This window comes from Paenibacillus antri (assembly GCF_005765165.1).
GTDB lineage: Bacteria > Bacillota > Bacilli > Paenibacillales > YIM-B00363 > Paenibacillus_AE > Paenibacillus_AE antri.
In genome coordinates this window covers 239,255-257,124 of the sequence record NZ_VCIW01000005.1, presented here as the reverse complement: position 1 = coordinate 257,124, position 17,870 = coordinate 239,255, and the positions used below count along the sequence as shown (strand labels likewise).

13 protein-coding genes and 2 pseudogenes are annotated in these 17,870 nt (G+C 60.0%); all 15 read right to left on the bottom strand.

Annotated elements, in window-relative coordinates:
* Positions 1 to 11: 11 nt before the first annotated feature.
* Positions 12 to 899, bottom strand: coding sequence for a carbohydrate ABC transporter permease (locus FE782_RS10715; protein WP_138194085.1), 888 nt, complete (start codon positions 897 to 899; stop codon positions 12 to 14).
* A 21-nt stretch (positions 900 to 920) separates the two neighbouring features.
* A complete protein-coding gene (locus FE782_RS10710; protein WP_138194084.1) occupies positions 921 to 1,871 on the bottom strand; it encodes an ABC transporter permease in 951 nt (316 codons plus the stop codon).
* A 174-nt stretch (positions 1,872 to 2,045) separates the two neighbouring features.
* Entirely contained in the window at positions 2,046 to 4,997 is a 2,952-nt protein-coding gene (locus FE782_RS10705) for a DUF5107 domain-containing protein (RefSeq protein ID WP_138194083.1), read from the bottom strand.
* Positions 4,998 to 5,133: 136 nt separating this feature from the next.
* Complete coding sequence (locus FE782_RS10700) at positions 5,134 to 6,735, bottom strand: response regulator (RefSeq protein WP_138194082.1); 1,602 nt, start codon at positions 6,733 to 6,735, stop codon at positions 5,134 to 5,136.
* Complete coding sequence (locus FE782_RS10695) at positions 6,732 to 8,594, bottom strand: cache domain-containing sensor histidine kinase (RefSeq protein ID WP_138194081.1); 1,863 nt, start codon at positions 8,592 to 8,594, stop codon at positions 6,732 to 6,734. Before FE782_RS10695 ends, FE782_RS10700 begins: the two co-directional genes overlap by 4 nt.
* 52 nt (positions 8,595 to 8,646) lie before the next feature.
* A complete protein-coding gene (locus FE782_RS10690; RefSeq protein ID WP_138194080.1) occupies positions 8,647 to 9,888 on the bottom strand; it encodes a Gfo/Idh/MocA family protein in 1,242 nt (413 codons plus the stop codon).
* 54 nt (positions 9,889 to 9,942) lie between these two features.
* Positions 9,943 to 10,794 (bottom strand): MurR/RpiR family transcriptional regulator, encoded by an 852-nt coding sequence (locus tag FE782_RS10685; RefSeq protein WP_238392420.1) that lies wholly within the window; start codon positions 10,792 to 10,794, stop codon positions 9,943 to 9,945.
* An 84-nt stretch (positions 10,795 to 10,878) separates the two neighbouring features.
* Positions 10,879 to 11,706, bottom strand: a complete 828-nt coding sequence (locus FE782_RS10680; protein ID WP_138194078.1) for a carbohydrate ABC transporter permease — start codon at positions 11,704 to 11,706, stop codon at positions 10,879 to 10,881.
* Between the two features lie 17 nt (positions 11,707 to 11,723).
* On the bottom strand, positions 11,724 to 12,623 hold the full coding sequence (locus tag FE782_RS10675; RefSeq protein ID WP_138194077.1) for a carbohydrate ABC transporter permease: 900 nt from the start codon (positions 12,621 to 12,623) through the stop codon (positions 11,724 to 11,726).
* Between the two features lie 72 nt (positions 12,624 to 12,695).
* Entirely contained in the window at positions 12,696 to 13,967 is a 1,272-nt protein-coding gene (locus FE782_RS10670) for an ABC transporter substrate-binding protein (protein ID WP_138194076.1), read from the bottom strand.
* Between the two features lie 39 nt (positions 13,968 to 14,006).
* Positions 14,007 to 14,483 (bottom strand): annotated as a pseudogene (locus FE782_RS32805) (Gfo/Idh/MocA family protein); the annotation flags it as partial.
* Positions 14,484 to 14,697: 214 nt separating this feature from the next.
* A pseudogene (locus FE782_RS32800) lies at positions 14,698 to 14,961 on the bottom strand (Gfo/Idh/MocA family protein); the annotation flags it as partial.
* Positions 14,962 to 14,987: 26 nt separating this feature from the next.
* On the bottom strand, positions 14,988 to 15,992 hold the full coding sequence (locus FE782_RS10660; protein WP_138194075.1) for a Gfo/Idh/MocA family protein: 1,005 nt from the start codon (positions 15,990 to 15,992) through the stop codon (positions 14,988 to 14,990).
* Between the two features lie 15 nt (positions 15,993 to 16,007).
* Complete coding sequence (locus tag FE782_RS10655) at positions 16,008 to 16,859, bottom strand: sugar phosphate isomerase/epimerase family protein (RefSeq protein ID WP_138194074.1); 852 nt, start codon at positions 16,857 to 16,859, stop codon at positions 16,008 to 16,010.
* Positions 16,860 to 16,877: 18 nt separating this feature from the next.
* On the bottom strand, positions 16,878 to 17,849 hold the full coding sequence (locus FE782_RS10650; protein WP_138194073.1) for a Gfo/Idh/MocA family protein: 972 nt from the start codon (positions 17,847 to 17,849) through the stop codon (positions 16,878 to 16,880).
* Between the last annotated feature and the right edge of the window lie 21 nt (positions 17,850 to 17,870).

The following is a 17,870-nucleotide window of genomic DNA, read 5'->3' as shown; positions in this document are numbered from 1 at the left end:
GGAGCTTCGCATCAATCCTTCAGCGATCCGAGCATCACCCCTTTGGCGAAGTGCTTTTGCAGGAACGGGTAGATCAGCATGATCGGCAGCGTCGCGACGAGAACCGCGGCCATGCCGATCGTTTCCGGCGGCGGCGGATTCTCGGAACGGAACGCTGCGCTTTCCGCGGACGCCCGAATCGTCCCCATCGCTTCCCCGGCGATTACGATCTGTCGCAGAATGACCTGAATCGTCCACTTGTTGGCGTCGTTCAAATACAATATCGCGTCGAAGAAGTGATTCCAGTGATCCACCGCGAAAAATAATCCGAATGCGGCGAGCGCCGGCTTCGAGAGCGGCAGCATGATCGTGAAGTAAATGCGCATCTCGCTCGCGCCGTCGATCAAGGCCGCCTCCACGAGCTCGCCGGGGATGTTTCGGAAAAACTGCCGCATAACGATGAGGTTATATGCACTGATCAAGCCGGGAATTATGAGCGCCCAGTACGTATCGATCAATCCGGTTTCCTTCACGACCAAATAAGTCGGAATCAAGCCCCCGCCGAACAAGAACGTAAAGAGAACGATAAAGCTGAAAAATCTTCGCCCCGGAATCGCCCGCGACAACGAATAGGCCATCGTCGACGTGAAGACCAAATTGATGAACACGCCGACAACCGTGACGCCGGCCGTTACGCCGAGCGAGCGAAGGAACGGCCTGAAATTGAAAATGTAGTAGTATGCGTCGGCCACCCACACCTTCGGCCATAGAATGATATCCGATCTCATGTATTCGCCGAAGGAGACGAACGAGGTGACGAACATGTAATAAAACGGGAACACCATCGTCAAGGCGATCGCGAACAGCGCCGCGATGATCAACCCATAACTGAAACGGTCCCCGAACGACGTATCTCTCATGGCGCGCGCCTCCTCCACACTTTAGAACACACCGTCTTCTCCGAATCGTTTCGCTAGACGATTCGCCGCGAGAATCAGAACGAGACCGACGACGCTCTTGAATAAGCCGAAGGCGGTGGCGAAGCTGTAGTCCGCTTTCTCGATCCCTTTCTGAAACACATACAGATCCAGCGTCGTCCCGACGTCCCTCGTAAGCGAGCTCACCATTAGGAAAATTTGCTCGATGCCGGTATTCAAAATATTGCCAAGCTGCAAAATGAGCAAAATGACGATCGTGCCCCGTATACCGGGCAGCGTAATGTACCAAATCTTCTGCCAGCGCTTGGCGCCGTCCATCGCCGCCGCTTCGTACAGGTTCGGATTGATCCCCGCGATGGCGGCCAGGAACAGAATCGAGCTCCACCCGGATTCCTTCCATATATTCTCGAGTACGATGAGCGGCATGAACCAGGCGTCCGACGTCAAGAAGTTAATGGTAGGCAATCCCAGAAGTTTCAAGGCGGAATTCACGATGCCGTCGCTGCTCAGCAGCGTGAACACGAGGCCGACGACGACGATCCAAGAGACGAAGTGCGGCAGGTAGACCACCGTTTGGACCGTCTTCTTGAAAAATTCGTGCCGCACCTCGTTCAGCAGCAGCGCAAGCACGATGCCGGCCGGGAACGCCAGGCCCAGCTGCATGAAGTTCAGATACAGCGTGTTGAACAACACCCTGCCAAGATCGGAGCCCTCGAAGATGAGCTTGAAGTTATCGAATCCGACCCATTCGCTCCGGAAAAATCCGCGGAACGCGCTATAATCCTGGAACGCGACGACCAATCCGAACATCGGGAGATACTTATAGACGATGAAGTACGCGAAGCCGGGCAGCAGCAAAAAATACATGAATCGAAATCTCCAGATCCGGGCGAGCAGCTTCTTGCCCGCTTCTCTCCTCCGGATCGCTCGTCCATCCGCTCGGGTCGCGATCATGACACGGCATCCCCGCCTCTCTTTATTGTTCGAAACCTTCGGCTTCACGTTAATTATAGGAGACATTCCATGACGGATATAGGCGATTCTCATGACCGCATTCCTTGTTTCCGTGACATTTCTCTTACGCCAAATAACACAACACCCTATTCGGCGTAATGTTTCCTTACACATTCATCGCCCGAAACCGAGCCATTCCAGCTCTACCTTCCGATGCATCGCCTTCACGATATACTCGTATTCCGGCGCCGTATCGTCGAGCCGTTCGGCCGCCGCTTCGTTATAACGCTGCAACGCCTCGGAGAAATCGCCCTTCTTTTCGAGACAGACGCCCATCCAATACCGCTCCTCCGCGAACGATTGATTCCACGTCGTTCCGAGCCCCGTATTTTCCGGAAATTCCGACACCCGTTCCAATTCGCCGATGGCGTCGTCCCAGCGCCCCTCTTGCATTGCAATGCGGGCGAGCGCCATTCGCGCGGTCCGATATAGCTTCGCGAGCGACAGATCCGGAAAATATTCGTTCTCCCAGCTGCGGAATGGGTAGCTTGACAGCAAATCCATCGCTTCCCGGTATCGGCCGGCATCGTTCCATATGCCGATCGTCATGCGCGCGAACAACTGGCTGAGACGGCTCGCATCGACGGTATCGCCAAGTAAAGCGAGCCGCTTGTCGATCCGGCCCTCCCGCTTATAAATCGAGTTCAGCGTGACGGCGATCTCTTGATTGGCCGGCGGGCGGCGAAGTCCGTCCTCCAGCACGGCCGTCGCCCCTTCGGCGTCGCCGCGGCGAAGCAGCAGCGTGCCGAGGTTCAAGTATACGACCGAATAGTCCATCCCTTCGCGCACGCATCGGGTCCACTCGGCCTCCGCCTCCCCGAAGCGATCCTTCGCGTTCAAGATTAATCCGCGGTAATACCGCGCTCGTACCGCATGGCCGCCGCTATGTTCGATGGCGCGCTCCAACGCGCGGAGCGTCGACGGCAGGCTCGGGAACACCCAATTCAGCGGCGCCTCCTCGGCTTCGCGGAACGACCGCTCCGCTTCCTCGAGATCACCCGCCTCCGCGTGCAGCCAACCGAGCTGGTACAGCACGAGCGGATTTCGGCGATCCGTATAGTTCGCCAGTACGGCGAGCTGCGCTTCCCTGTCCCCGATCTGGTCGTAGAAAGCCGCGAGCGAGAGCGCGAAAAACTCGTCCCCGCGAACCAGCGACTTCGCGCGGAGCGTTCCTGACGTTATGTCCGATTCCACCGCCGCCGCATGGTTGAGCGGGTCCCTCGACAAGATCGAGCCGAGGAGCTCGCCGGCGCGCTCCTTTCTTCCCAGCTTGCGCAGGCACACCGCCGACAGGACGTCCGCCGTGTCGGCGTCGGCCGGTCGTTTGGCCGCTTTCTCTACATACTGAAGCGCTTTGGCATACTCCCCTTCCTGCATCGCCAACTTGCCTAGCAGAATATTCGAAGCGGCCGCCAACGCCGACGTGTCGTTCACCCGCAGCAGGAACGTCCTCGCCTCTTTCTTCCTCCCTTGCAGCATGCGCACGAGTCCGAAGTAGTACGGGATTTCTTGAGAGAAAGGCGTCAACCGGAGCGCTGCGGCCAAGGTGGCTTCGGCATCGTCCGGAAGCAGCATCTTTAGTTGAACGACCGCCTTGCCTACGTATGCCTCGACATATGCCGGGTTGTCGCGCAGCAGCTCGTCATACAATCGAAGCGCTTCCATATAGTGGTTTCGCTGCTCCGCCTCGGCGATCCGGAACGCCGGCGTCGCGACGACGTCCTTCCAAGGCACCGCCGCGGGCGCTTCGGCTTGCTCCACCGCCGGCAACGATCGATTCACGAGATGATCGACGACGGTTTCGCCGCCGACCGTCACGACCAAACGCAGGTCGCCTTCCGACAAACAGCGGTAATGCAGCTCCGCCTCGGCGTACACATTGTTCGCGGGCGTCCAATCCCCTTCGGCGCGGAATACTTCCGTCCCGTCGTGCACGATCGCGACGGCCGCTCCCGCCATCGGCTCGTTCGCGGACAACGTCAAATCCAGTTGCAGCGCGTCGCCCGCTCCGCGTCGAAATCGGGTCGTAGCCGCGAGTTCCTTGGAAGCATACGTGAACGGCCCGGTCTCCACCGCTTGGAACCAATATTCCTTCCATTCGTTCGTCTGGTACGGCCGCAGGAACCGGTATTCGTTTTGCGTCTCGACGTCCCCCGCCTGATGTTCAATGTACGGGCCGTCCTTGTCCGTCAACAGCCGTTGCCAGCGCATGCCGAGCCCCGCTCGCCCCCACGCCCAATATTTTTTGCCGGGAACCTCGCGGTGGTCCGCCACATGAACCGTACCGCGCTTTCGGAGATTGTCGTATACGCCGAAGAAATCCTCGTCCGTCAGCGATGCGAATACGGAGGAAAACTTCCGGATTCGGCTCGCCCAGCGTACGTCGACGTTCCCGTCCATCGGCCAAGGGGTGCGTTCCCGGCTGCCCTCGTCGATCTTCCACTTGGACGGATAACGGCACTCGAGTTCGTCCGTCTCCGGATACGAAGCCGTGTTCCAGAAGAAGAACCGCTGCGGCAGCGGCGTCGGGTTATGGATGCGGACCGTCTGTTCGATGTACGCCTTCCCCGGATACAGCCGAAGCTCGACCGAAAACCGCAGCTCGCTGACCTTGTCGATTTCGCCGATGAAAATCGAGGCGGAGCCGTCGTCGTTGGTTCTGAGCTCCGTGTCGATGACCTCCATCGCGGTCGGGCGATGCCCCGTCGGGAAGTTGAATTCGACGCCTCCGGACGTCCATGCCCCCGTTAAGCCTACCAGCTGCGGCTTCACGACGTTGTTGCGGTAAAACACCTCTTGCCCGTTCCTCTTGTCGAATGCGGAATACAATTTGCCGCCCAACGCCGGAAGAGCCATGACCTTCAGGTACTCGTTCTCGATCGCGAGCGCCTCGTATGCCGCAGTCGTCGGCCGGTCGTCCAAATCGTCGTACAGCTTATACGGGTATGGCTTCTCGCGCCGGTATTCCCGGATGATAGGGTTGATGTTCGCGGTCCGCACCGGGTATGTCGGTAGGGTGATGCTTTCTCGATAGGCCGCCGCTCGATCGTCGTGTTCCGTCGTCATCCGTAAACCCCTCCCCGTTCTTCGAATTGCGCCGAAACGTCGCTCGTGCGCTTATTCCTCAGTATAAAAAGAAGACGACTCCGGGAGTACCGGAGTCCGATGACTTTGCTATAGGGTTTCATTACCTATCGACGTCTTACGAAACGCCCTTCCCCGCTCGTCCCAGCTCGCCCGGCGTCGTTCCCCAGAACCTGCGGAACATCTTCGTGAAATGGCTGACGTCGCGGTATCCGACTGCGGCGGCGGCCTCGTATACTTTGGCGCCGTCCATCAGCAGATCGCGAGCTTTGGTCATCTTCCGATCGGTTAAGTATGCGGAAAACGCGACGCCGGTTTCTTTCTTGAACAGACGGCTTAAATAGGCCGGAGCCAAGTACAGCTTTTCCGCGGCGGAGTGAAGCGTAATATCGAGACTTAGGTCTTCTTCGATCATCGCAAGCAGCCGGCTGATGAGCCGGTGCATCATCGTGCTGCGCTGCAGACCGCCGTAGTGAACGATGCGACGAGCCGCCCGCTGCAGCCAGTGCATCGCAAGAACGGGATTCTTCAACGCCTCCGGCTGCATGAAATCCATGAATTCGTCGCCTGCCGTCTCCCTAACCGACCAACCGTTCTTGTGGATCGTACGAATCAATAAGCTGTAGAGATAGAGCGCCTGTTCCTGAAAATATTCGAGAGACCGCAATTCCCCGCCGCGAGGGTCGAATCGTTCGGCGATCAACTCCGCGGCGCGGTCCGCGGCCCCCATGCCAAGCGCCGTCTCGAGCTCGCGTTCGAATTCGGGGGTCGCCGGCGCCGGCAAGCCGTCTTCCGTTCGTTCCGTGAACGGGATTACCAGGTTGTTGCCCAACCATGCCCGTTCGAGCAGCGCGCGGATCGCCTGCCGGTACAGCGTCGGGGCGTCGCCCCGACCTCCGAGCGAAGAGACTCCGGCGCTGGCGGTTCGCTTGAGGGCGTCTTCGGTCAGCGCGAGCAGCTTCGACGCGCCGTCGTTCGCGCGGAACGCGAACTCGTCCGCAATCTCGTCCTCCTTGCCTATATACAAAGCGGCGACGCGCTGCTCCGCATCCTGAAAGACGAGGATCCCCTTCGTACCGAAGAAGTCCTCCGCGATGGTCTGCAGCGCGAACGATTCGAACGAAGCGTCCTCCGCCGACGGCTCGTCGGCCGGATCCAACTCGAACACCGTCAACGCATACAGCCGGTCCGACGGCAGGTCCAATACCAACCGCCCCGCCTGCCGGTCGATTTCCTCCTCCGTATAATCGCCGTGAATCCAGCGGCTGAAGAACATCGCCCGAAGCAGCGGCAGATGCTCCTCCCACCTATGTCTCAGCGACAGGAAATCGACTTCCGCTTCCCGCTCCTTGCGGATTCGCTCCGCCGTTTCCCGAACCGCCTCGACGATTTCGTCCTCGCCCGCCGGCTTCAATAAATACCGGACGGCGCCCAGCTCCAGCGCCCCCTTCGCGTACGCGAAATCGTCGTGACCGCTCAGCACGATGACTTTCATTCGCGTCCCGCGCGACATCGCCTTTCGAGCGACGGACAAGCCGTCCAATCCGGGCATCTGGATGTCGAGCAGGAGAATATCCGGCTGCAGACGCTCGATCATCGCGAGCGCGTCGATTCCGTTCGTCGCGGTCCCGACGACGTCGATTCCGTACTCCTCCCAAGGAATGGAATAGGCAGTGCTATATAGAAGTCTCGGTTCGTCTTCGGCAAGAAACAGGTTCAAGCGGCTCCCCCTCCTCTGCTCTCCGACCCGCACAGCTCGACCGGGATGCGAACGACGCTGCGCGTGCCCCGACCACCTTCGCTTTCGACGACGACGCCGCTCCCCTCGCCGTAATACAGCTTCAATCGCGTCTGAACGTTCGCGAGTCCGAACAATTCGACCCTCGGCTGACTGAACGAGCGCAGCGACTGCCCCGTCACCTTGTCCAACTCCTCCCTTATGTAGCGAAGCCGCTCCTCCGGGATCCCGTTCCCGGTATCCTCCACGCGAATGACGAGATCGTCCCCTTCGACGCCGGACGAGATCGTTAGCGTCCCGCCGCCGGGCTTCTTCTCGAGACCGTGGACGATCGCGTTCTCGACGAGCGGCTGAAGAATGAGCTTCAACACGAATAACCCGGCGCTCTCCGGAGAAATCCGTTGCTCGAACGCGATCGAATCGCCGAAACGCAGCTGCTGGATTCGAATGTAATACTTCAAATGCTCCATCGTCTCCTGCATCGTGAACGCTTGTCTGCCCTTCATGAGGCTAAGGCGGAAAAACTTGCTCAGACACAGCACCATCTCGCTGCTGGCTCCCGCTTCGTAATTTCTCGTCTCCCAATAGATCGAGTCCAGCGTATTGTATAGAAAATGGGGGTTGATCTGCGATTGTAAAAATTTCAGTTCCGTCTCTGTTTTCTGCAGCAAGTGTTCGTAGCTCTCCCGGATGTATCGGTCCTGCAGTTCGACCATTCGGTTGAACTCTTCGGTCAACAGCCCGAACTCGTCCTTCCGATAGTTCGGCAGCTGCACTTGCCGATTGCCGGACTTCCATTGCCGCATGCCGTTCAGCAGGCCCCTCATCGGAGACGCGATGCCGGAGTAGACGACCAACGAGACGCCGCAGGCGAGCAGAAGACTAACCGCGATCATGACGACGGTGAATCGCTGGAGCTGGGCCGGCTCGTGTTTGATGAGACGCTCCGGTTGGATGAGGATCATGGACCAGTCGGACGACTGGGACGAGACGCTCGTCACATACATCGGATCGGAGGAATATGGCACCCTCCTGCCGGATACGTTCCGTCCGACCCACTCCCTCCAAGGGACGGAAGCGGGTTCGGATAAGGTGGAGGCAATGAGCTCGCCTTGCGGGGATACGAGAAAGATGTGAGAATCGTCGGTAAACAACAACCGATTGCCGAACTCGAGCAGCGTCTTTTTGGAGACGGATACCCCGACGACGCTGCGCGATGCGGCGCTGCCGTGGATACCGAGACCCATCTTCCGGGTCAGCGTCAGCAGCTCCGCATTCTGCGCGGGGTCAAAAGCGGGATCCCCGTACATGTAAGTTTGCTGAGGATGAGGTTGAGGCGCGTCCTGGGACGGGAGGATGAGGACGACGCCGCCCTGCGCGGCGATCGTCGCTTGATACCAGTCCAAATCCGCGTAATGGAACGGTCGACCTCCCGTCGCCGGAGAGATTAACGTGCCGAGCGGATCCACGATCATCCAGACGTTCTCCACCTGCTTGCTCATGAGCGCGATGTCTACGATTTGCCGTTTCAGCGTAACGGCGTTCAAGATCGTCTTCGTCGGACTGTCCTGGTTCGTCAACAGCCGGTTCATCTCCTTATTGCCGGAGATGTGGACGGTCAATTGGTCCACGTTATTCATGAACATGTCGATCTGATCCATCGAAGACAGCATGGCTTCCCTCGTTCGGACATCGACCTGCTCCCGCACGATCTGCTCCGATCGGTCGAGGGCATAGAGGCTTACCGCGATAATCGGCGTCAAGATCAGCAGGAAGTAAAACGTCAACCTCCATTGCACCGATCTTCTCATCAGATCTACCAGCGTCACCAATGGCGTCAACGCGCTCCCACCCTTCGGCCCGACGCCCGCTTCCCGAGCGAACGCGGAAACGTTAAAGCGATTCGATATATTCCTTCATGTCGATCGTTCGGCCGGAGCGCCGGGACGCTTCCGCGGCGAAGGCGATCAGATGGCTCTTCGCGGAGACGATGCCCGACGTGAGCGAAGCCGGAGCGCCTCTCTCCAACTGCTTCACGAACTCGCTCATCAGCATCGTATCCGCTCCGTTATGACCGCCTTCCACCTGTTCCGGATAGTACATCCGTCTCGCGCCGCCGAACCGTTTGACTTCGAGTTCATTGCGTTCTTCATTGCCGCGTATTTGGCCTTCGGTTCCCATGATTTTGAACGTGCGCGCGTTTTCCTCCGTAAAGCCGGTCATGGTGAACGAGACCGTTACGTCCCCTTCGAAGCGCAGGTTGACGACTTGATGATCGACGACGTCGTTGTCGCACCGATACACGCATCGACCGTACGGGCCGGTCCGGATCGCTTCCCACCGATCTTCGAGTTTGTTCGAGATCGACGCGGCGCGCTGAACGAAATCCGTCTTCTCGTTGTAATACCACTTGATCGCCGAGAACGGGCAGGTTCTCTCCACGGCGCAGCCGTCCGTGCAGCGCGCCGCGGAGCCTGCCGGCGCGTTGCCCTCGTGAAAATACGAGAGGCTTCCGAACGAAGAGACGGCCTCGCACTCGGTGCCGATGAGCCATTGCAGCATATCCATGTCATGGCAGCTTTTCTGCAGAATCATCGGGCTCGACTGCCCTGCGTTGCGCCAGTTTCCGCGGACGAAGCTGTGCGCCTGATGCCAGTAACCGACGTTCTCCGTCCACTGCACGGTCATGACGCGGCCGATCTCCCCGCCGTCGACGATTCGCTTCGCTTCTTGAAAATAAGGCGAGTAGCGCATCGGATGACATACGGTCAGGACCCTGCCGAGCTCCTCCGCGCGGCGCGCGATAGCCAGCGCTTCCGAAGGGTCGGTCGACATCGGCTTCTCGAGCAAAATGTCATACCCTTGTTCGAGCGCCCGCATCGTAGGCTCGTAATGATCGTTGTCCTGCGTGCACACGAGCAGCGCCCGACACAGCTTCGGATGCGCCAGCAGCCGCTCCCAGGTTTCGAACCGGCGTTCCTCGGGAATGCCGTGTTGCTCCGCGAAGCGCGTTCTGCGCTCCTCGTCCGGCTCCGCCACCGCGACGAACCGAATTTCGTTCGGACGCTTCCGCGCGTATTCCCCGTACGCGAACATGCCTCTCCCTCCGGCGCCAAGCAATGCCGCTTCAATCATTCGTTCCCGCTCCCTCCCGCGTCGTCCCGTTCCGCTTATGTAATGAATTTTCGTTTACACCATGCGATCGACGACCGCTTTGGCGGTAAGCTTGATAGAGTCGTAGGCGGTGTCTTTCAACTCCATGGTTACCAGCGTCAGCAAGACGTCCAGCAAATTCATCTGCGCGATCTTCGTACTGAACGAGCCTCCCTGAAGGGGCATCTCCTTCGAAGGGACGAGCAGCGTAATGTCCGAGACGGCCGCGAGCGCGGATTCCCCGTTGCCGGTCAGCGCGATCGTCGTCGCGCCGTTCTTCCTCGCCCGGCGGAACGCTTCGACCATATCGACCGTGCCTCCGGACGTCGAGATGCCGAACACGACGTCCTGCTCGCCGGCGAGCGCCGCCGTCATCGCGATAATATGAGCGTCGCGCTGCGCTTCCACATTCATCCCGATGCGCATCAGGCGATAATAGACGTCTTGCGCCGTCGTTCCCGAGGAAACGAGGCCGTATACATATATTTTCCTCGCGCCGATCAACGCCTTGACCGCCTTCTTCAGTTCGATCATGTTGATCGTGCCGAGCGTGTCCTGCACCATTCGTTCGTTGTTCGCCGTCGTCTTGCGGGCGACCATCTGGTAATCGTCGTCCTCGTCGATTTCGTCGTTAATATGCGTCGGCAGATTCACTAAGTCGATCGCGATCGACAGTTTGAAATCCTGATACCCCTTAAAACCCAGCTTACGGCAGAAACGCAGAATCGTCGTCTCGCCGACGCCGGCTTGCTCCGCCAAATTCGTGATCGTCGCCATCATGGCCGAATCCGAATGTTGCAGGATGAGGTCGGCGACCTTCTTCTCCGTTTTCGTAAGCGACGGATAGATGACCTTGATCATCAGCAACGTATCCGTTTGGTTAGGCATTTTTCCGTTCTTTCTCATGCATCGACCTACTCTTTCAACGCTCGTTCGAAGCGTTTCGTAATAACCCTCGGGTTTCCCTCTATCTTATCCCTTGATTCCGCTGAACGCGATACCTTTGACAATGTAGTTCTGTAAGGCGACGAAGAACACGATCAACGGGACGGTACACAATACCGCGCCCGCCATGATGAGAGGATACTCGAGACCGCCCCGCGTATTGCCTTGCAGCGCGCTCATGCCGACGGACAACACCTTCATGCTTTCGCTGTTCACGACGACGAGCGGCCACAGGAAGTCGTTCCAGCTCCAGAGGATGCCGAAGAACGCCATCGTGGCGATCGCCGGCGTCGTGAGCGGCAGCAGAACGCGGAAGAAAATCGTGCCGTAGTGCGCTCCGTCGATCTTGGCGGCCTCCTCCAGCTCCGCGGGCAGCGTCAAGAAAAACTGCCGCAACAGGAACACCCCGTACGCGGAAAAAATTTGCGGTACGATCAGCCCCGCGAACGTGTCGATCCATCCCAGCTTCACGACCTCGAAATATTGCGGAATCAACACGACCTGCCCCGGCACCATCAGCAGCGCAAGCACGATGACGAAGAGAACGTCGCGGCCGGGAAACTTTAACCTCGCGAAGCCGTAGCCCGCCATGGCGCACACGAGCACCTGCGGCAAGACGCGCCCGAGCGTCATGATGACCGTATTTTTCAAATACGTTCCGAATTGCACGCGTTCGAACACTTCGACGTACCAACTGAATTCGAACCGCGTCGGGAACCACACGGGCGGAATTTGCACCGAATCCGCGTACGTCTTGACGGACGTCGTAATCATCCAGAAGAAGGGCAAGAACATGAACGCCGCGCAGAGCAGCAAGACCGCATGTAAAACCGTCTTGGAGGCGATCGACCGCATGCCTGAATTCTCCCTTCTCATTCGTAGTGCACCCATCGTTTCTGCAGACGGAGCTGAACGAGCGTAATGAGCAGGATGACGAGGAAGAGCACCCATGCCTGCGCCGACGCATACCCGATCTTAAAGAATTGGAATCCGTTCTGGTAGATGGAATAGACCGCCGTTCTCGTCGCCTCGAGCAGCACGCCGCCTCCCCCGCTGCTGGAGCTCGAAGCGAAAATATACACGAGATCGAACACTTGGAAGGAAGAGATGAAGCTCGTGACGGTCACGAAGAAGATCGTCGGCGTCAGCATCGGAACCGTGATGTACAAAAACCGTCTAACCGCCGACGCCCCGTCGATCCGCGCGGCCTCGTAATACGACTCCGGGATCCCTTGCAGACCCGCGAGCAGAATGACCATATTGGAGCCGATGCCCGCCCAGACGGAGATGATGATGACGCTCCACAGGATGACGTTCGGATCGGTCAGCCAGGACGGGCCGTCGATGCCGACGAGCCCGAGCATGAAGTTAATCAGACCCGTGGAAGAATTATATAGCCACTTCCAGACGACCGCGATCGCGATCGGCATCGTGATCGAAGGAATAAAGAAGATCGTACGGTACACATTGCGGCCCGCGATGCGTCGGTCGAGCAGCGCGGCGACGAGGATCGACGCCGCAACGGTCAGCGGCACCGCGATGAGCGCATAGATGCCCGTCGTTCTCATGGCCTTCAAATAGACTACGTCTTGGAACAATCTCGCGAAATTGTCGAGACCGATGAAGGAAATCGAAGCGGAACCGTCCCAATTCGTGAAGCTCAGCACGAGCGAGAACAGCACCGGCAGAACGACGAACGCCAGCAATCCCAGCACCGCCGGCCCGATAAACAAATATCCCCATAACGCCTGACTGTGAAGCCATCGCCGCATTGATTCGAGCCCCCCTCCGGCAAAGACGTCCCGCCCGATCCGGGCGGGACGGCGCTTCGTTGCGCCGACGGTTTATTTCCCGAGCGTCGCCAAGATTTCGTTCGCTTCCTTCTCCATGGCCGCTAAGCCTTCCGCCACCGACTCTTCGCCGATCCAGATGTCCGCGAAGTGGTTGTACATCGGCTGCTCCCATTCCGTCGAGAACGAGGTCGGATACGGGATGCCGTATTGCGTGAAGTCCGCGTATTCCTTAAGGCGCATCGGCGCCGCTTCCGTCCATTTCGCTTGGGCGGCGGCGTAAGCGGGAATGACGAGCCCGGTTTCCGCTTGCATGTTGCCGAATTCTTCGGAGCCCAGGAACTTCATCAGCTCCCATACCTCGTCGGGATGCTTCGTCTTCGCATTCGCCACCCAGCCGACGCCGTGGATCGTGAACGCCTTCTGCTTGCCCTGTGGAAGAGGCGATACGTCGACGTTCTCTTTCAGCGCGTCGTAATACCCGCGGACCATCCACGATCCGTCGTAGATCATGGCGACCTTGCCGGATTGGAACAGCTGGGCGGGATCGTTTTCCAACAAAAACTTGCCGTCCGGCGACACCTTATCGTCGCGAATCATGCTCTGGACGAATTCGATCGCTTCGACCGCTTCCGGGGAATCGAGATTGACCGACTTCTTATCTTCGTTCATGATCGTCGCGCCGTTCTGAACCATGAACGGGAATTGGACGGTATACGCGCTGTCCGGCAGCGCGATGCCCCACTGCTTCGTCTCGCCGCCTTCGACGATCGTAAGCTTCTTCGCGGCGTCGCGCAGATCGTTCCACGTCCAATCCCCCGTAGGGTAATCGAGACCGGCGGCGTCGAACATCGCTTTGTTATAAAACAGTCCGATGCTGTCCATGTCCTTCGGAATGCCGTAGTGCTTGCCGTCGGCCTTGTACAGCTCTACGATCGGTTGGACGAACGGGTCGAAGCTGAAGCCGTCCCGCTCCGCGAATTCCGTAACGTCCAGCAGGAAGCCCCTGCTTTGGAACTTCTGGAAGCTAGGTCCGTCGATCCAAGTGACGTCCGGACCGTTGCCCGCGGTGAACGTCGTCTGCAGCTTCGCGTAATAGTCGCCTTCCTGCGTCTGCACGTCGACCGTAATGTTCGGGTGCTTCGCCGTGAACGCCTCCGCCGCCTGCTTCATCACGTCCAGCTGGTTCGCGTCCGCCACCCACCAGCTCAGTTCCACCTTCTCCCCTCCGGCGCCCGAGCCGCCGCTCCCGCTGCATGCCGCAAGCCCGATCGCGCACGCCGCCATTCCCGCCGCTACCCCACGAAGCCGAAAACGCTGATTCATCTGAAACCCACCTTTCGAATTGGTCGATGCTTCGCGAATCTATTTTGTCAGTTCAATGAAGTTTCCGGATTTCCGGGATATGTAACACGCTTCGACGACTTCCAGCGTGCGGAGTCCGTCTTCCCCGGCGATCGCCGGGGGACGCCCCTCCCTTACGCCTTCCACGAACTCGCGGATCAGTCCCTCGTCCAGATCGTCCATCCAGGGGAGCAGCGCCGTCTCCGCGCTTCCTGCGGCATACCAGCGGGACGATTGTCTGAACAGATCCAGCGTCATCGTCCCCCGTTCTCCGACGATCTCCATCGTCAAGTCGCCCCAGATCGGATACGCGTCGGGCATCGACCAGCTCGGATCGATCGTGACGATCGTCCCCGACCGCATCTCCAGCAGCACGATCCCGCAATCTTCGACCGCCCCTTGGTCGCGGAAGCTCGTCTCGAGCTCGGCGAATACGCGGCGGACTTCGTCCCCCAGCATCCAACGGATCGCGTCGGTCAGATGCACGGTGTGGTCCGCGGCCGCGCCGCCTCCCGAGAGCGCCGGGTCCTCGAACCACCCCCCCGGGGCGCTTCCCTCGGTTCGACGAACGGACGGCTAGCACGCGACCCAACTCCCCTGCCCGAATCCGTTCCTTCGCGATGCGCGCCGCCGTCGCGTGGCGGACGGGGAAAGCGATCCGGAGGGAGACGCCCTCCTCTCGGCAAACGCGGATCATCTCTTCCGCGTCTGCGGTCGTCGTCGCGATCGGCTTCTCGCATAAGACGTGCTTCTTGGCCCGCGCGGCAGCCACGACGTGCTCTTTGTGCCTTGCGTTCTCGGAGCAGACGACGACCGCATCGATCGGCAGCGATAGGAAAGCGGACAAATCGGCGACGTATTCGGCGCCGTACATCGCCGCCGCCTCGCGCCCTCGCGTCTCGTCCGCGTCCCAGACGGCGACGAGCGCCGCGTCCGGATGGCGCTGCAGCTGCGCCGCATAGGAGTGCGCATGCATGTGCGCGAAGCTAATGATCCCCGCCTTCATCTCTTGTCCTCCTCCCGGACGAGCGCGACCGGTCGGCCCGTGCGCGCGGATTCGACGGCCGCCCGGGCGATCTCGAGCGCCTTCGCGGCATCCCGCGCCGACACGATCGGTTCCGCTCCGTCGAGCAGACAATCCGTCATATGCGCGAGCTCCAGCTCATAGCTGTTCCGGCTGAGGCTCATGTCCGGAACGGCGACGGCTTGCGGCTTGCCGGGTCCCGAACGGGCGTGAAGCCGAAGCGGCGCACTGTCCGCCATATGCTCGACCAGCATCCCGCCGGTGCCCGACAGCTCGAACGAGCTGTCGAATTCCGTGTGCGCCCACGAGCCCTCGAGCTGGGCGATCGCGCCGCTCCGCATGCGAACCGCGACCAGCGCGTAATCGAGAGGCGCTTCCCCCGAGCCGCCGACGCGCAGCGCGGTGACCCGCTCCGCTTCGCCGAACGTCCATCGGAGCCAGTCGATGTCGTGGATCAGCAGGTCCGTGATAACGCCGCCGCTCTTCGCGGAGTCGCCGTACCATCCGTCCGCGCCTTCGGGAAACCGGGAACGGCGCGACATCCGAATCGTCCCGACTTTGCCCAGCTTTCCCGACAACACGAGCTCGCGCGCCTGCACATACTCCGGACAAAACCTGAGATCGTGACCGATCAGCAGTCGAACGCCGCGCTCCCGGCAGCGCGCGATCATCGACTCCGCCTCCTCCGGATCGAGAGCGATCGGTTTCTCGCATAGGACATGCTTACCGGCGTCGGCGGCTTTCCCCGCAAACTCGCGATGCAGATGCGTCGGCAAACAAATGTCCACCGCGTCGATCTCGGCCTCCTCGATCATCGCTTCGAACGAATCGTAGGCCGCCGCGCCGCAAGCGTTCGCCAGCGCTTCGGCTTTGTCCTTGTTCCTTCCGAGGACGGCCGTAACTCTCGCTCGCTCGACGTTCCGCCAAGCGGCGACGTGTTCGCCGCCCATCGTGCCCGTTCCGATCACGGCCACTTTCAGCATGCTTGCACCTCCCGGCTATTCCACGGTAAAGCCCGCTTCGATCAAGAGCCGCTCCAAGTTGCGTCTCGCCCGTTCGGCCCGACGGTCGGTTTCCTCCGGCGGGATCGGCTTGCCGTCTCGGTCCAGCTTCTCGACGATGACCGGTCCGTCGAAGCCGCTCTTGCGCAGCAGCCCGAACATGCCCGGGAAGTCGTAATCTCCCTCCCCGGGAACGGAGAAGTCGTAGCTGCGGAGCCCGCGCCGTCCCTGCTCCTTGGCGACGAAGGAGACGACTTCGCTCGCGACGGAAGGCAAGTCCGTCTCGGGATCGACGCCTTCGTAGTACCCCACGTTGCCCGGATCGTAACACGCTTTGACGAACGGCGAACCGATGCGCCGCAGCGTATCGAGCAGGATCGGCCCCGTGGCGGTATTCCCTGTATGCGGCTTAAGGGTGACGCGGACGCCTAGACGCTCCGCGTCGCGCGCAATCGATTGGTAACGCGCGATGAACCGGTCGTTCAACGTTTCGTATTCATCCGGCGTCAGGGGGATGTCAGGAAATGTACGATAACCCCAAAACCCCAATGTATTCACCTCGGGGATTTCCAGCTCGCTTGCGAATTCAAGCATGCGGACCGCGCGTTCGGCGGGCAAATCCGGGTGAAACTGGGAGTGAGCGAACAGCACTTCCGGCTTCAATCCGAAGCTTCGGAACAGCGCCCGCAGCCTCGCCGGCTCCGCCGGGTCCTCCTCGTCCGGCACGGGAGCTCCCACGTGCGCGGTGCCGAATGCCGCGAATCGGTATCCGGCCGCGGCCAATCCTTCGAGCGCGCGCTCGAAAGGCTGATCGTGGTAGGGCAGCGTCAATCCTACGATTTTCGTCACGGTCGCTTCCCTCCCGTTCTACAATTCAGCAGGCGATACGGCCCGGCCCGTCCCGGCCGAAACATTGGCCGCGACGGTCAGCTCGAGCGACTTCAACGCGTCCGCGTAGCTCGACCGGACAAGCCCCGGGTCGTTCGCTAAGATCGCTTGAATGAATGTATCGTCTTGCGCCTTGAAGATGTCGGCGACGTCGTTCTCGAACGTCTCCGTATTGCCTCGCTCCACGATTGTCAGCTTCGTCCCTTCGTACGCGACGCGGAAATCATGGCCTTGGATTTCGACTCCGAATCGGTGATCCGGCTGAATGCAGCACGTATCCAGATGTCCGACCGCGCCGGATTCGAACCGCAGCGCGACGGTCGTGACGTCGGGAATATCGAGCCCCGGCTTCTCCCCGAGGTGGCGCGTCGCCATGTTGGCGTACACCGTCGACGCATCCCCCGCGAAATAACGCATGAAGTCGGCGACGTGCGTCGCCTGCTCCACGAGCTGACCGCCGGACTTCGCCATGACGCGCCACCACGGCGTCTCTACGAAGCCGGATAAGTAATGCCCCCGCACCATCCCGATCGTCTTGTCTCGCAAATACGTCTTCGCCATCTCCGCCGTGCCGATGTAACGAAGCGCGTAACCGGATGAGGTAACGATGCCCGCGCGGCGGATCGCCTCCGCCTTCGCGCGCGCCTCGCGTACGTCGAGCCCGACGGGCTTCTCTACGAACAGGTGGATTCCGCGGGAAGCCGCGGTTTCTTCGATGTCCGCATGAGCGAAAGGGGGTACGCAGACGAACAGCGCGTCGAGCGATTCCTTCTCCAGCATCGTCTTGTAATTCGTATACGGCGTTGCATCATACGCGCCGGCGGCTTTCGCGGCGCGTTCCTCCATTACGTCGCAGACGGAGACGATCCGAGCGTTCGCGTTGTCTCTCATATGCTTCAGATGGGTTTCGGCCATGCCGCCGACCCCGACGAACCCGATTCGCAATGCCATGAATGCTAACCTCCTTATGAA

Coding starts and splice junctions, on each gene's coding strand:
- FE782_RS10715 (WP_138194085.1), bottom strand. CDS start 899: ATGAGAGATACGTCGTTCGGGGACCGTTTCAGTTATGGGTTGATCATC.
- FE782_RS10710 (WP_138194084.1), bottom strand. CDS start 1,871: ATGATCGCGACCCGAGCGGATGGACGAGCGATCCGGAGGAGAGAAGCG.
- FE782_RS10705 (WP_138194083.1), bottom strand. CDS start 4,997: ATGACGACGGAACACGACGATCGAGCGGCGGCCTATCGAGAAAGCATC.
- FE782_RS10690 (WP_138194080.1), bottom strand. CDS start 9,888: ATGATTGAAGCGGCATTGCTTGGCGCCGGAGGGAGAGGCATGTTCGCG.
- FE782_RS10685 (WP_238392420.1), bottom strand. CDS start 10,794: ATGCCTAACCAAACGGATACGTTGCTGATGATCAAGGTCATCTATCCG.
- FE782_RS10680 (WP_138194078.1), bottom strand. CDS start 11,706: ATGCGGTCGATCGCCTCCAAGACGGTTTTACATGCGGTCTTGCTGCTC.
- FE782_RS10675 (WP_138194077.1), bottom strand. CDS start 12,623: ATGCGGCGATGGCTTCACAGTCAGGCGTTATGGGGATATTTGTTTATC.
- FE782_RS10670 (WP_138194076.1), bottom strand. CDS start 13,967: ATGAATCAGCGTTTTCGGCTTCGTGGGGTAGCGGCGGGAATGGCGGCG.
- FE782_RS10660 (WP_138194075.1), bottom strand. CDS start 15,992: ATGCTGAAAGTGGCCGTGATCGGAACGGGCACGATGGGCGGCGAACAC.
- FE782_RS10650 (WP_138194073.1), bottom strand. CDS start 17,849: ATGGCATTGCGAATCGGGTTCGTCGGGGTCGGCGGCATGGCCGAAACC.